5 protein-coding genes are annotated in these 14,976 nt (G+C 60.5%); 3 read left to right on the forward strand and 2 right to left on the reverse strand.

Annotated features, from left to right (window positions below; genetic code table 11):
* The first annotated feature begins 83 nt into the window (after window positions 1-83).
* Window positions 84-7,244 (forward strand): NEL-type E3 ubiquitin ligase domain-containing protein, encoded by a 7,161-nt coding sequence (locus BFP92_RS02030; RefSeq protein ID WP_065911412.1) that lies wholly within the window; start codon window positions 84-86, stop codon window positions 7,242-7,244.
* A 16-nt stretch (window positions 7,245-7,260) separates the two neighbouring features.
* Here the strand turns inward: BFP92_RS02030 and metH are convergent, their stop codons facing one another.
* Window positions 7,261-10,971, reverse strand: a complete 3,711-nt coding sequence (gene metH / locus BFP92_RS02035; RefSeq protein ID WP_065911414.1) for a methionine synthase — start codon at window positions 10,969-10,971, stop codon at window positions 7,261-7,263.
* Between the two features lie 164 nt (window positions 10,972-11,135).
* Here metH and BFP92_RS02040 point away from each other — a divergent pair, with 164 nt between their 5' ends.
* Together BFP92_RS02040 and nfuA are read left to right on the forward strand one after the other, a co-directional pair.
* The gene (locus tag BFP92_RS02040) at window positions 11,136-13,427 is read left to right on the forward strand and encodes a fatty acid cis/trans isomerase (protein WP_065911416.1); all 2,292 of its coding nucleotides are present in this window, start codon (window positions 11,136-11,138) and stop codon (window positions 13,425-13,427) included.
* A gap of 94 nt (window positions 13,428-13,521) precedes the next feature.
* The gene (gene nfuA / locus BFP92_RS02045; protein WP_065911418.1) at window positions 13,522-14,106 is read left to right on the forward strand and encodes a Fe-S biogenesis protein NfuA; all 585 of its coding nucleotides are present in this window, start codon (window positions 13,522-13,524) and stop codon (window positions 14,104-14,106) included.
* A gap of 117 nt (window positions 14,107-14,223) precedes the next feature.
* Here the strand turns inward: nfuA and cobM are convergent, their stop codons facing one another.
* Entirely contained in the window at window positions 14,224-14,970 is a 747-nt protein-coding gene (cobM, locus tag BFP92_RS02050) for a precorrin-4 C(11)-methyltransferase (protein ID WP_065911420.1), read from the reverse strand.
* Window positions 14,971-14,976 lie beyond the last annotated feature (6 nt).

Here is a 14,976-nt window from a genome sequence, read left to right on the forward strand (position 1 = left end):
AACAGTCAGCTTCTCTACATAGTCACCACCGACCAAGGCCTGGACGGTGATGTTCTGTCATTCCCTATCACAGGAGTGACCGAATGTCTGATTTACCCACCCCGCGCGCTGCCGACAGGCAGCTCGCGGCGACCTTGAGTATTCATGGCGACTTTCTCGAGAAAGCCGTGCCCCGATGGCTGGTCGATGCAACGCCTGCGCGCAGGTTGGCGCTTAAGCACGCTGCGCCGGTCACGCCGCCCGTGTACCAGAATGCCTCTGCCTTGCAACGCCAGGCCGTCGCTGCAAGCGCCCAGGCCAGTGCAATCGCCCAGGTTCAGTTGGACAGCGCGATGTCAACGTTCCAGGACGTCGACGCCTTCGCCAGGCCGTTGTTGCTCAAAGCCTTGAAAGACCAGTACCAGGTAGAGGTCGATGTCGACAAAACCTTTCTGTGTCTGCGACGCCCGCTGGCGATCAGTGCGCTGGAGCTTGAAGTCGCTTCGTTCGAGTTTCTGAGGATATCGATGCTGCAGGCGGCCCTGCATAACTTTGAAGCCTGGGAGTGCCGGGCAGGGGCGTACCATTCGACTTCTGGTTATGTGCGGGAAACCGCCGAAGCCGCAACCTTTGAAGTTGCGACCGTCAATCTGACGGTCAGCCAGTTCATGACCCTGTGTCGCAGCCTCGATATCGGCGCAAAGTATCAGGCCTACCTCACGTCGTTCTTTGAACCGGTCGACACCCAACCTGAGCCGCCTCTTCGCCAGCACTTCATCGCCTGCCAGAAGGCAACCATGAAGGCCGCCGCCGACTATGCCGTGTTGGCCGGTGATATCGAGCCGGCCGACCATGCGATGATCCTGGCGGTGATCGGCGGCAGTCTTTACCCCACGCTTGGTGACAAACGTGTGTGGGTGCTCGACATGAGCCTGATGAAAATAAGACTGACAGGCTGTGTCTATTTTTCCATCGGTGACACCTACAGCAACGAGTTGATCCTGTATATCCCGCACGACCCGGCCCACCCGCTCAAGCGCTATACCAGGCAGCAAATGCGCGACGAGCTCAAGCGCCTGTTCACGGACCGTAAAGGCATGGCGACGGATGATCCTGCACCAACGCCCTATCAGCGCTTTTTCAGCCAGTTCGTACCCTATGAGCAGCGGCCTTACTATTTCAGTCAGTTTACGCAGACGTCTGCCGACTCCCCGAGCAGCCCCTTCAACTCGCCGTGGCGAGGGCTGGTGGAGTTCATCTTCGGGTTGTCGCCGATTACACGTATTAAGGAATTGCCGCCGGAAAAACCGGCGAAACGAGAGCCGGCAAGCGACCCTTACATTGCGCCCGGCAGCCAGATGCCTTACCGCGGTGTAGGCATATATTCCGGGCTTCTCGATCTTTGGCCATTTCTCTACGAAAAACAGCGTAACAAGATCCTGGCCGACGCCCGTGCCCATGCAGTGCCCACCGCCGACGTTGATGCAAAGGCGCGGGAAGCCAAGCTGGCGCACCTGCTGGAGGTCGGCATATTGGCGCTCAACGTGGTCTCCATGTTTGTGCCGGTGTTGGGTGAAGTCATGCTCGCAGTCATGGCTGAGCAATTGCTCTGGCAAACCGTGGAAGGCGTGGCTGACTGGGCCGAGGGCGATAAACGGGCGGCCAAGGCGCATCTGGTCGATGTGGCACAGAACCTGGCCCAGATCGCGGTGATGGCAGGCGTGGGGGCGGCGGTAGGCAAGTACCGCGCGGTCAAGGCTGAACCGGTCCTCGAAAACCTCAGCCCCGTGACCCTGCCCAACGGTGAGACCCGTCTCTGGAAACCAGACCTGACGGGCTACGAAAGCCCCGTGACGCTGGACGCCGGGACAGCTCCGAACGCAATGGGGCAGTACACGCTCAACGGCAAGACTTATGTGCGCCAGGGCGGTCAGGTTTATGAACAGGTTTTCGATGAGTCGACCAAGCATTGGCGGATCAAGCACCCCACTAATCCCGAGGTGTACCAACCGGTGCTGCAAAGCAACGGCAGGGGGGCCTGGCGTCATACCCTCGAGCGACCTGCCGAGTGGGATCGTTTGACGCTGTTGCGGCGCATGGGTCATGAAACCGAGGCGTTTTCCGATACTGAGTTGCTCAAGGTCGCGCAGGTCAGTGGGGTGAGCGACAGCGCTTTGCGTAAAATGCACACTGACCTGGCGCCGCCGCCTCCGCAGTTGCTCGATGCCATGCGCTTGTTCAAGGCTGAGGCTGACAGCTCGAAAGTGATAGCGCAGTTGCGAGGCAGTCAACCAATCGACGACCATTATTTATTTGCCCTGCCTCTGATCACCGAGATGCCGCGTTGGCCGAAAACGCGCGTGCTGCAAGTGTTCGAGGGGGCAGCGTTCACTGGCGATTCGGTGAAGTACGGCTCTGAGCGCTTGCCGCGTGGAGCGGGGACGCAAGTGCCGATCCAGATTACCCGTGCCGATGTACTGAACGGGAAATTGCCCACGGTGATTCTGGCTGCGCTGGATGAGTCGCAGGTGACCAGCCTGCTGGGCGGCGAAGCTGCCCGCGTCGGTGATTTGCGGCCGCAGGAGTTTACCCGGCAAATCGCCGATTATGCCCAGACCCGCAAACCGGCTGTTTTTGACAGCATTTACGCGGGCACCGAACCTGTAGACAGCCAGGTCAAGCTGCTACAACGCCTCTGTCCCGGGCTCAGCGAAGCCGCCGCCGAGGAAACCCTGGCCAACGCTTCTGTGGAGGACCTCAAACGTTTGCAAGCGACGCGCCGGCCGTCTTTGGCGATGCTTGAGGAGGCGCGCTGGTACGCGCTTGAGGGGCGACAGACGCGTGCGTATGCCGGTTTGCGCAGCGAAACCATGGCCTCGGCAGATAGCCGTCGGCTGGCGCTGCACACCCTCGAGAAACTGCCTGGTTGGCCGGACACCTTACGTCTGGAAGTACGCGAAGGCAGTGAGAGTGGTGCGCTATTGGACAGCATCGGCAGTGACACCGCCCGGGACAAGAAGTACCTGGTGAAAAAAGGCCCGCGCTTCCAGGCGTTCAACGAGCGCGGGGAGGAACTCAATAGCGTTCCCTCGGACGGCGATAACTTTTACGCCTCGCTCATGCATGCCATGCCCGATCAAGTGCGTCAGGGGCTGGATGTGCCGCATGTGGGTCAAAGCGCGCAACTGCGCGAAAAGATCATCGAATTCGCAGACCTGTATCGTAACCAGGCAGCACGATGGCTGGAGCCGCAGCGCAAATGGTTCAAGCCCCCCGTGCGGCTCAATGGCAAGGTGGTGGGCTATTACGCCAGTGGACGAGGGGCGGGGCTGGGGGCAAACCTTGAGTCACGCGCGCAGGCACTCTACGGGCTGAACGATGAGCAGGCTGCCGGCTATATCCGACACCTGCAAAGAGAGGGCAAGGATAGCAGGGCGATATTCAATTATCTGCAAACCCGTGAGCGTGAATACACCGCGCTGGTGTCGGCACTTGACGAATGGGCCGGGACCTGGGGCGGCACGGCGTCCGACACTGCCACGTTCCAATACAGAACTCGCCTGGCGCATCAGCTCAAGGAGGCCTGGCGGATGGAGCCGTTGGCTGGAAAGGGGGTCGGTGCCGATCACTTGCATCTCTATATCGATGAGCATCTGCCGCCATTGCCGACTGACTTTTCCCATATCCGTGAGCTGACGGTGATCGGAAGGAAGATGAACGATGCCGGAGTTGAGGCTTTCCTGGCGCGGTTTCCTGAGGTGCAGACCCTGTCGATTGGCGACACGACCCAATTGTGGGCGCCGACCATCCCGACAGGCCGAACGTCGTTGACGACACTGCCCCCGGCGGTCTCCAGGATGGCCCGTCTCAAAAACCTGAAGTTCGGTTCGGCGGCGGAGCAACTGGCGCCGGAGTTTTTCTCAAGGCTCAATACGCTGACTTCGCTGGAGGCGTTGCATATCGATTACCGTGGGTTCTCCAGCGACGCACTCAATAACCTTGACTTGTCGGGGTTGACGCAGTTGCAACGGTTGCAAATCGAAGCGCCGATAGGCCTTTCCCTGTGGCCGATCAATATCGAGAACCTGCCCCATCTGGAACGTCTCGATTTGAGCCGTACCGCAATCGGCGCGCTGCCTGAAACGCTGTATAGCGGGCATGAGCGACTGTGGGCGGGGCTGTCGATGGACTGGTCGAGGTTTACCCGCGAAACCTTCCAACCGGCCTATGAGTATGTCAGCGCTTACCGGGGCGAGCTTGGGCACTTGGTTGATTTGCACCAGATGGTCAATGGTTATGCCAAGGGCGAGTTGGCATCGCTGACCGGCAATACATTTTTGGCTGACGCACTGCGCGAAAAAATAATCTCAGCCGCGCAAACCCCGCAGGCACAGCTTGCCATTATTGATGGCCTCAGCGATCAGTACTCCGGCATTTTTGAGACGTTCTACTACTCGCCGGTCAAGACCGCCCGACAGTTGAGATTACGTTCCCAGTCATGGCAGGCGGGGCCGAGTGCTCAGATACTGAGTGTGCTTGAAACCAACTGGTGGGAGGCAGTGGGCGAGCGATACGGCATAGCGGGCAAGGCATCAGTGTTGGATTTGCCAGGACCGTCGTATCCAGCGACGGGCTCTGGGGGGCAACTGAGTAGCGTGAAGCTGCCCCGGTTACCGGCAGCGAGTTTTGCGCATGTACGCACGTTGCGCATGCGCTGGGCGGGTGAAACGCCCGCACAGATGCGTGCCTTCATACGCGCCTTCAGCGGTACGCAATCCCTTGAACTCAAAGGGCTTGGCTTGACTGAAATACCCATTGGCGCGGGCGACCTTCCCGCTTTGGCTCGGTTAGACCTGGCCGATAACAGCCTGGTCATGCCGGCACTGCAGGCACAACTCAATGACCTGGGCGGCCTGGAGCTGTTGGACTTGAGCCGGAGCAGCACGCCGCTCGACGAGGTGGATGTGAGCGTCTTGAGGCAGCTTGAGGCGCTGAATCTGCGCGGTTCAGCCTTGCAGGCATGGCCGAGCGGAGCCGAGAGCCTGCCGAAATTGGCCTGGCTGGACCTGCGGGACAATCTACTGGCGACCTTGCCGCCTCAGGTGTTGAGCAATGATGCGATACTGATGAAAACCCACTTCGCGGGTAACCGCTTCAGCACCTCGGGTGAGGCTGCGCTGTCCTCTGCGCGCCTGCGGGTCGAGGACGCGAAGGGGTTACCGGCGGGCGCGTTGGCGCGTTTTGACGCGCAAAATGTACCGGACGTGTTTCCCCCGCAGGAAACGGGCATGACGATGGCACGTTATTTATTGCCATTGCCTGAGCCGATTGCAGTGGCCGAAGGGGCTGAGGGGTTTGTCCCTCGGTTGCAGCAGATGAGCCCAGCGGTGACCGAACAAAACGCACGGCAATGGTTCGCGCAGCTCCGTCAGGGAGGCATGAGTGACGCGCAAATCGATAGCCTGTTGACGGGCTGGCACGAGGAGTACGTGACTTTGACGCGCCAGCTGAACGGCTGGCTGTATACCCGCCAATTGCCCGGCGCCGACATCAGCCAGTTGGCTGACGAACGTCGATTGATCGCGCTTAATATAGTTGAGTGCTGGCAAACCGGCGTGTCGGCCGAAGCCGGTTATACGTTGAGCCTGCAAGGCCTGCAAACCCATGACCTGCCTGAATTGACTGTGCAGTTCAACAACGTGCACACGCTGAACCTGACCGGTGTGCAGTGCACGGCATCGGGTGCCGAAGGTTTCCTGAATAGTTTTCCCGCGCTGCGCAAACTCACCTTGAGCGGCAATGGTTTGACCATGCTTCCTGAAGCGGTGGGGCACATGGCTCAGCTCGAAGCGTTGGAACTGGCCTCCAATGCCATCAGCGATCCTGAGCCTCTGTATCGCCAGTTGGGGGGCGGCCACCTGCGGCAGTTGGATCTGGCCAGAAATGACCTGCGTGAGTTCAGTACCGAGGCTTTCACTCGGCTTGAGCGTCTGGACCTTAGCTACAATCGCCTTGCAGAGTGGCCAGACGGCGCATTGGACACCCCGAGCCTGCGCAGGTTGAACCTGTGTGGCAATGACCTGACGACGTTTCCTGAAGCGTTGCTTGATGGCGACCATCACGCATTGGTTAGCGGCACGGACCTGTCCGAGAACCAGTCCCTTTCACTCGAGAGCTTCGAGCTGCTCAGAGGTTATAGCGAGGGCACCGTGATGGGGTGGACCCGGCGCGAGATCGAAGAGGAAATTGCAGCGGCCCAAAGTAATGACAGTGACTCGGGTTCCGACAGTGAGGATGACGAAGAGGCTGCCAACGAACCATTGGAAGTCATTCTCAACCCAGGCGCAGACACGAGCGAAACGGTGTTGGCATCTTGGCTGACACACTCCCCGGGCAGTGTGATTGAATCCAGGCGGCAGTTGTGGCAGCAACTGGCCGGGGAGCCGGGCCACGAGCGGTTTTTCCACTTACTCGAGAGACTGCGCGCGACTGATGAGTACCAGTATGTCCCCGCTGACCTGACCCGACGGGTATGGACTGTCATTGAAGCGGCGGCCGGCAGCGCGCAGATGCGTGAGTTGTTGTTCGTGGCCGCTGAAACCCACGGCACCTGTATCGACGGACGTATCCTCACGTTCAGCTCAATGGAAGTTCTGGTGTTCGAAACGGACATGCTGGGTGTGGCTCCGACGCAAGATTTGCACGTCAGGGGCCAGCGTTTGCTGAGGCTGTCCCGGCAATTGTTCCGGCTGGACCACGTCGACACGTTGGCCATCGCCGACGCCATAGGACGCGACCAGGCCGAAGTGCGCCTGCAATACCGCATCGGCATGACCGGTGGCTGGCCCGACGGACTCGAGCTGCCTGGGCAACCCAGGTACATGGCATTTGGTCGACCGATCAGCGGTCAGGCGTTGACCACCGCCCGCGCGCGGGTGCTGGAGGCCGAAGCTTCCGACGCGTTCTATGAAAGCCTGATTGCCCGCGACTATTGGACCCGGTACCTGAAGGACCGCTACCCCGATGAGTTCCAGGCGCTGCAGAGCGATGCTGCCGCGCGTTATGAGGCTTTGGAGGACGAGTATGCGCACAGGGTGCCGGGCACCGACAGCCAGGACAACTACGAGGCGGCACTGATCCGCCTGGAGGTTGAGCGAAGTAGCGCAAGGGCGCGGTTGTTGCTGGAGTTGTCGCGCAAAGAGGTCGCGGCATCGCAGGCGGCAGGCCCGGCGTCGCCACAGCCGGGTCCCTCGACACGGCCGTAACGAGCCGGGCAGGCCGTCAGTTGTCGTAGCCCAGGTTGGGTGCCAGCCAGCGCTCCGTCACGCTCAGGTCCTGGCCTTTGCGTGCGGTGTAGCTGGCAACCTGATCCTTGTCGACTTTGCCCACTGCAAAATACTGCGCCTGCGGGTGGGCAAAGTACCAGCCGCTGACCGCCGCTGCCGGGAACATCGCGTAATGCTCGGTAAGAAACACACCGCTACGGCCTGCGTGCATTTCGCGGGCCTCGGGGTCGAGCAATTGAAACAGCTGGGCTTTTTCGGTGTGGTCCGGGCACGCCGGGTAGCCGGGGGCAGGGCGGATGCCGCTGTATTGCTCTTTGATCAGTGCCTCGTTATCCAGCTGTTCGTCCTGAGCGTAGCCCCAGTGTTCCTTACGCACTTGCTGGTGCAGCCATTCGGCGCACGCCTCGGCCAGGCGGTCGGCCAGGGCCTTGACCATGATCGAGTTGTAGTCGTCGCCAGCGTCCTGATAGGCCTTGGCAACTTCTTCGGCGCCGATGCCGGCGGTGGTGATAAAGCCACCGATGTAGTCGGTCACGCCGCTGTCCTTAGGCGCAACGAAGTCGGCCAGGGAGAAGTTCGGCTTGCCGTCGGTCTTGATGATCTGCTGGCGCAGGTGGTGCAGCTTGGCAATCGGCTGGCCGTCGTCGCCGTAGACTTCCAGGTCATCGTCCTGCACCTGGTTGCTCGGCCAGAAACCGAACACGGCGCGGGCGCTGATGAGCTTTTCGTCGATCAGCTTGTTGAGCATTTCCTGGGCATCGGCGTACAGCGCAGTGGCGGCTTCACCGACCACTTCGTCTTCAAGGATGCGCGGGAACTTGCCGGCCAGGTCCCAGGAGATAAAGAACGGCGTCCAGTCGATGTATTCGGCCAGCACCCGCAGATCAATGTTGTCCAGCACCCTGGCGCCGGTAAACGTCGGCTTGACCGGGGTGTAGCTGCTCCAGTCGAACTGCGGCTTCTTGGCGATGGCGGCCGGATAGCTCAGGCGCTCGGTGCGCGCACTGCGGTTGGCGGTGCGCTCACGTACGTCGATGTATTCCAGGCGGGTTTTTTCGACAAAACCGGCCTTCAGTTCCTTGGACAGCAACTGCGTGGCCACACCCACGGCGCGTGAGGCGTCGGTAACGTAGATCACTGCATCGTTGCTGTACTTGGGCTCGATTTTCACCGCCGTGTGCGCCTTGGAGGTGGTGGCGCCGCCGATCATCAAGGGCAGGTGGAAGTCCTGGCGCTGCATCTCACGGGCCACGTGCACCATTTCATCCAGGGATGGCGTGATCAGGCCGGAAAGGCCGATGATGTCGCACTTCTGTTCCTTGGCCACCTGCAGGATTTTTTCCGCAGGCACCATCACACCCAGGTCCACGATGTCATAGCCGTTGCAACCGAGCACCACGCCGACGATGTTCTTGCCGATGTCATGCACGTCGCCCTTGACCGTGGCCATCAGGATCTTGCCCTTGGCTTGCGGTTTATCGCCTTTTTCCAGCTCGATAAACGGAATCAAGTGGGCCACGGCCTGCTTCATCACGCGGGCGGACTTCACCACCTGAGGCAGGAACATCTTGCCGGCGCCGAACAGGTCGCCGACGATGTTCATGCCGGACATCAGCGGGCCTTCGATCACTTCGATCGGGCGTGCGAACGACTGGCGGGATTCTTCGGTGTCTTCGACGATATGGGTGGTGATGCCCTTGACCAGCGCGTGCTCGAGACGCTTGTTGACGTCCCAGCCGCGCCATTCCTCGGTTTCGGCTTCCTTGACGCTGCCGTCGCCCTTGTACTTGTCGGCAATCGCCAGCAGGGCGTCGGTGCCTTCCGGCGTGCGGTTAAGCACCACGTCTTCCACCGCGTCGCGCAGCTCGGCCGGGATCTGGTCGTAGATCTCCAGCTGGCCGGCGTTGACGATACCCATGGTCAGGCCGTTGCGGATCGCATACAGCAGGAACACCGAGTGAATCGCCTCACGCACCGGGTTGTTGCCGCGGAACGAGAACGACACGTTGGACACGCCGCCGGAGGTCAGCGCATATGGCAGCTCGTCGCGGATATAGGCGCAGGCGTTGATGAAATCGACGGCGTAGTTGTTGTGCTCTTCGATGCCGGTGGCGACCGCGAAGATGTTCGGGTCGAAAATGATGTCTTCCGGCGGGAAGCCGACTTCATTCACGAGGATGTCGTAGGAGCGTTTGCAGATCTCTTTTTTACGCGCTTCGGTGTCGGCCTGGCCGGCTTCGTCGAAGGCCATCACCACCACCGCCGCGCCGTAGCGCTTGCACAGCTTGGCGTGGTGAATGAACTGCTCGACGCCTTCCTTCATGCTGATCGAATTGACGATGCCCTTGCCCTGAATGCACTTGAGGCCGGCCTCGATCACTTCCCATTTGGAAGAGTCGATCATGATCGGTACACGGGAGATGTCCGGCTCACCGGCAATCAGATTGAGGAAGGTGACCATGGCCTTCTTCGAATCGAGCATGCCCTCGTCCATGTTGATGTCGATCACCTGCGCGCCGGCTTCCACCTGCTGCAGGGCGACTTCCAGGGCTTCGGTGTAGTTGTCTTCACGGATCAGCCGGGCGAACTTGGCGGAACCGGTGATGTTGGTACGCTCGCCGACGTTGACGAACAACGAACTGCGATCAATGGTGAACGGCTCCAGGCCCGACAAGCGGCAGGCCTTGGGAATGTCCGGAATTTGGCGCGGCGCATACCCGGCCACAGCCTTGGCGATGGCCTCAATGTGGCCCGGCGTGGTGCCGCAGCAGCCGCCGACGATGTTGAGGAAACCGCTCTGGGCGAACTCTTCGATGACCTTGGCGGTTTGTGACGGCAGTTCGTCGTACTCGCCGAACTCGTTGGGCAGGCCGGCGTTTGGGTGCGCCGACACATGGGTGTTGGCCTTGTTCGACAGTTCTTCGAGGTACGGACGCAGTTCGCTGGCGCCCAAGGCGCAGTTGAGGCCCACCGAAATCGGCTTGGCGTGCGCCACCGAGTTCCAGAACGCTTCGGTGGTCTGGCCCGACAGGGTACGGCCGGAGGCGTCGGTGATGGTGCCGGAGATCATGATCGGCAGTTCGACGTTCAACTCCTCAAACACGCCTTGCACGGCGAAGATCGCGGCCTTGGCGTTGAGCGTGTCGAAGATGGTCTCGATCAGGATCAGGTCGGCGCCGCCTTCGATCAGGCCCTTGGTGGCCTCGGTGTAGTTTTCCACCAGTTCATCGAAGGTCACGTTGCGGTAGCCGGGGTTGTTCACGTCCGGCGACAGCGAGCAGGTGCGGCTGGTCGGGCCCAGCACGCCGGCAACAAAACGCGGCTTGGCCGGGTTCTCGGCTGTTTTGGCGTCGGCGATCTTGCGTGCCAGGCGGGCGCCTTCTACGTTGAGTTCATAGGCCAGTTCTTCCATGCCGTAATCGGCCATGGAGATACGCGTGGCGTTGAAGGTGTTGGTTTCCAGAATGTCGGCGCCGGCATCCAGGTAAGCCTTTTCGATGCCGCCGATCACGTCCGGGCGGGTGAGAACCAGCAGGTCGTTGTTGCCTTTGACATCACTGGGCCAGTCAGCAAAGCGTTTGCCGCGATAATCCTGCTCTTCGAGCTTGTAGCTCTGGATCATCGTGCCCATACCACCATCGAGGATCAGGATACGGTCCTTGAGGGCTTGATGAAGGGCTTGCAGACGAACGCTACGGTCGGACATGGGGCTACTCTGGTCAGGCATTTCGGAGGGCGTGAATCATAGCAAACCTGTGCCGATTTAGAGCATGTCGTGGTTTTGCATGAATATCGTTCATGTTGGTGCGGGCCTTGACCCGGTAGACTCGCCGGCACTTATAGCGCACGCATTGAATCGGGACCGGATACATGTCACTTCGTCTACTCACCAGCGCCGTCCTGGCACTGGTCGCCTGCGTTGCACAGGCCAACGGACCCGCCCCGGCGATTTCCTATACCCGCGACATCCAGCCGATCTTCACCGAAAAATGCGTGGCCTGCCATGCCTGCTACGACTCCGCGTGCCAATTGAACCTGGGCAGCGCCGAGGGCGCGGCCCGTGGCGCGAGCAAAACCCCGGTGTATGACGGCGAGCGCAGCCAGGCCACACCGACCACGCGTTTGTTCTACGACGCCTTCGGCAAGCAGGCCTGGCGGCAAAAAGGCTTCTATTCGGTACTCGACGCCCAAGGCAGCCAGGCTGCGTTGATGGCGCGCATGCTGGAACTGGGGCATAACGCACCGCTGCAACCGAATGCCAAGCTGCCCGACGAGATCGTGTTGGGCCTCAACCGCCAGAACCTGTGCGCCATGCCCGGCGAGTTCAATGCCTACGCCGGCAGCCATCCCAAGGAAGGCATGCCGCTGGCGGTCACCGGTTTGACTGACCAGCAATACCAGACCCTGCAGCGCTGGCTCGCCTCCGGTGCGCCGATTGATGAACAAGGCCTGGCGCCGAGTGCCAGGGAAGCCCTGCAAGTACAGCAGTGGGAAAACCTGTTCAACCAGCCCGGCGCCCGCGAAAGCCTGGTGGCTCGCTGGTTGTACGAGCATTTATACCTGGCGCATATCTACTTCGAAAACGGCGAGCCGGGGCATTTCTTCCAGTGGGTGCGTTCGCGCACGCCAAGTGGTCAGCCCATCGACCTGATCGCTACCCGTCGCCCCAATGATGATCCGGGCACCCAGGTGTATTACCGCCTGTGGCCGGTGCAGGGCGTGATCGTGCATAAAACCCACATCACTTACCCGTTCAGTGCGGCGAAAATGCTGCGTATCAAAGACCTGTTCTATTCCGGCGAATGGCAGGTGAGTGCCTTGCCGGGCTATGGCCCGGGTCGCCGTGCCAACCCGTTCGAGACCTTCGAAGCCATCCCGGCCAAGGCCCGCTACCAGTTCATGCTCGATAACGCCGAGTATTTTGTGCGCACCTTTATTCGCGGGCCGGTCTGCCGTGGGCAGATCGCCACGGATGTGATCCGCGACAATTTCTGGACGCTGTTCCAGGACCCGGACCATGACCTGTACATCACCGATGCACGCTATCGCGGCCAGGCCACGCCGCTGCTGGCTATGCCGGGGCAGAACGATGACGTGGGCAGCGTGCTCAGCCTGTGGCTGGCCTATCGCGACAAGCGCAACCAGTACGAAGCCTTGCGCCGAGACAGCTACGCGGACGTGCCGCCGCCGAGCTGGTCGACCTTGTGGGCGGGGAATGACAATGCCTTGCTGACGATTTTCCGGCATTTCGACAGTGCTGCGGTGACCAAAGGCTTGATTGGCGAAGTACCGCAGACGATGTGGTTGTTCGACTATCCGCTGCTGGAGCGCACCTATTACCAGTTGGCGGTGAATTTCGACGTGTTCGGCAATGTGTCGCACCAGGCCCAGACCCGGCTGTATTTCGACCTGATCCGCAACGGCGCCGAGCAGAACTTCCTGCGCCTGATGCCGGCCGATACCCGCGATGCCTTTATGGATGATTGGTACCAGAACAGCGGCAAGCTCAAGCTGTGGCTGGACTACGAGGCGATTGACGACGACAAGCCAAGCGGCTTGCATCTGGATGAAAAAGACCCGAAACGTGACTTTGCCAACCAGTTACTGACGCGTTACGGCAATTTGAATGCCAGCCCGGATCCGATCAACCGTTGCACGGGTGCTTATTGCTCGCGCGATGGTATCGACCCGGCGTTGCAGGACGCGGAGCAGGCGTTGAGCCGGCTGACATCGCGCCCGGCGGCGGGGCTCAAGGTGATTGATCAGTTGCCTGAGGCAACCATGCTGCGTATCGAGACCGCCAGCGGCAAGCGCGTGGTTTACAGCCTGCTGCGTAACCGCGCGCACAGCAATGTGGCGTTCCTGCTGGGCGAGGCTTATCGCTATCAGCCGGGGTTGGATACGGTGACGATCTATCCGGGTGTGCTTAGCAGCTATCCGAACTTCATCTTCAACATCCCGGCGCAGGAAGTGCCGGCGTTTGTGGCGGCCATGGAAAACGCCAAGGACGCCAAACGGTTCGAGAAAATTGTTGATCGGTGGGGTGTGCGGCGCAGTCATCCGCTGTTCTGGCAGTACTTTCACGACCTGTCGCAGTACATCCGCGAGACGACGCCGGTGGAAGAGGGTGTGCTGGATATGAATCGCTATGAAAATCTTTGATGAGGGGTTTGGGTCTTTTCCGACAAAATTACTCGGACTTTGTACCTGCGTAATATTTTGGCGTAAACTGCCGGCAAGCCTGTGAGGAGTTTCCATGACTGCCATAACCATTACCGACGCCGCCCACGATTACCTGGCTGACCTGCTGTCCAAGCAGAACACCCCAGGCGTCGGCATCCGCGTCTTTATTACCCAACCCGGCACCCAGTACGCCGAGACTTGCATCGCCTACTGCAAGCCTGGGGAAGAGAAACCTGAAGACACCGCTCTGGGGCTTAAAAGCTTCACCGCGTACATCGACAACTTCAGCGAAGCCTTCCTCGACGACGCCGTGGTCGACTACGCCACCGATCGCATGGGCGGCCAGTTGACCATCAAGGCGCCCAACGCCAAGGTGCCGAACGTCAACGCCGACAGCCCGGTCAACGAGCGCATCAACTACTACCTGCAAACCGAGATCAATCCGGGGCTGGCCAGCCACGGCGGTCAGGTCAGCCTGATCGATGTGGTCGAAGACGGTATTGCCGTGCTCAAGTTCGGCGGCGGCTGCCAAGGCTGCGGCCAGGCGGACGTGACCTTGCGTGGGGGCATCGAGCGCACCTTGCTCGAACGTATCCCGGAGCTCAAGGGCGTACGTGACGTGACCGACCACACGCAGAAAGAAAACGCCTACTACTGAGTAAGGTGTTCACTGCGAAGAAAAAACGGCGCCCCGTGAGCGCCGTTTTTATTCTTAAAATTCAGTGCCTTACGCGGTCTACCTAACAAAGCAGATTAACTGTGGGAGCGCGTTTATTCAGGGGCGATACAGGTGAGCATGCCCCGCCCGATACAGCGACGATTCGCTGAAACCATCACTGGCCAGCACCCGGCCCACCACAATCAACGCCGTACGCCGAAACCCTTTGGCCGCCACCTTCGCGGCAATATCCGCCAACGTGCCCATCACCCAATCCTGATCCGGCCACGTCGCGCGGTGCACCACGGCAATCGGGCAGTCCGCGCCGTAGTGCGGCAGCAGTTCGGCGACGATCTTCTCCAGATGGTTGACCCCCAGGTGAATCGCCATCGTTGTGCCGTGTTGCGCCAAACTGTCGAACGCTTCACCGGCCGGCATGCTGGTTTTATCGGCATAACGGGTCAGGATCACACTCTGGGCGATGTCCGGCAGGGTCAGCTCTGTCTCCAGCAATGCTGCGCAAGCCGACACCGCCGTCACCCCAGGGATGATCCGGAAGGGGATGTCCAACTCACGCAAATAACGGATCTGCTCGCCAATCGCGCCATACAGGCTTGGGTCGCCGGAGTGCACGCGCGCCACATCCTGGCCGTTGGCGTGGGCTGTCTTGATCAGCTCAATGATCTGCTCCAGGTGCAGTTGGGCGCTGTTGACCACCTGTTCGGCCTGATGACCTTGCAATACCGCCGCCGGTACCAGGGAGCCGGCGTAGATGATCACCGGGCAACTGCGGATCAGCCGCTGGCCCTTGACGGTGATCAATTCCGGGTCGCCGGGGCCTGCGCCGATAAAGTAGACGGTCATGGGAGT

Origin of the sequence: Pseudomonas sp. 58 R 3 (assembly GCF_900006605.1) — a bacterium.
GTDB classification, from domain to species: Bacteria; Pseudomonadota; Gammaproteobacteria; order Pseudomonadales; family Pseudomonadaceae; genus Aquipseudomonas; species Aquipseudomonas salomonii.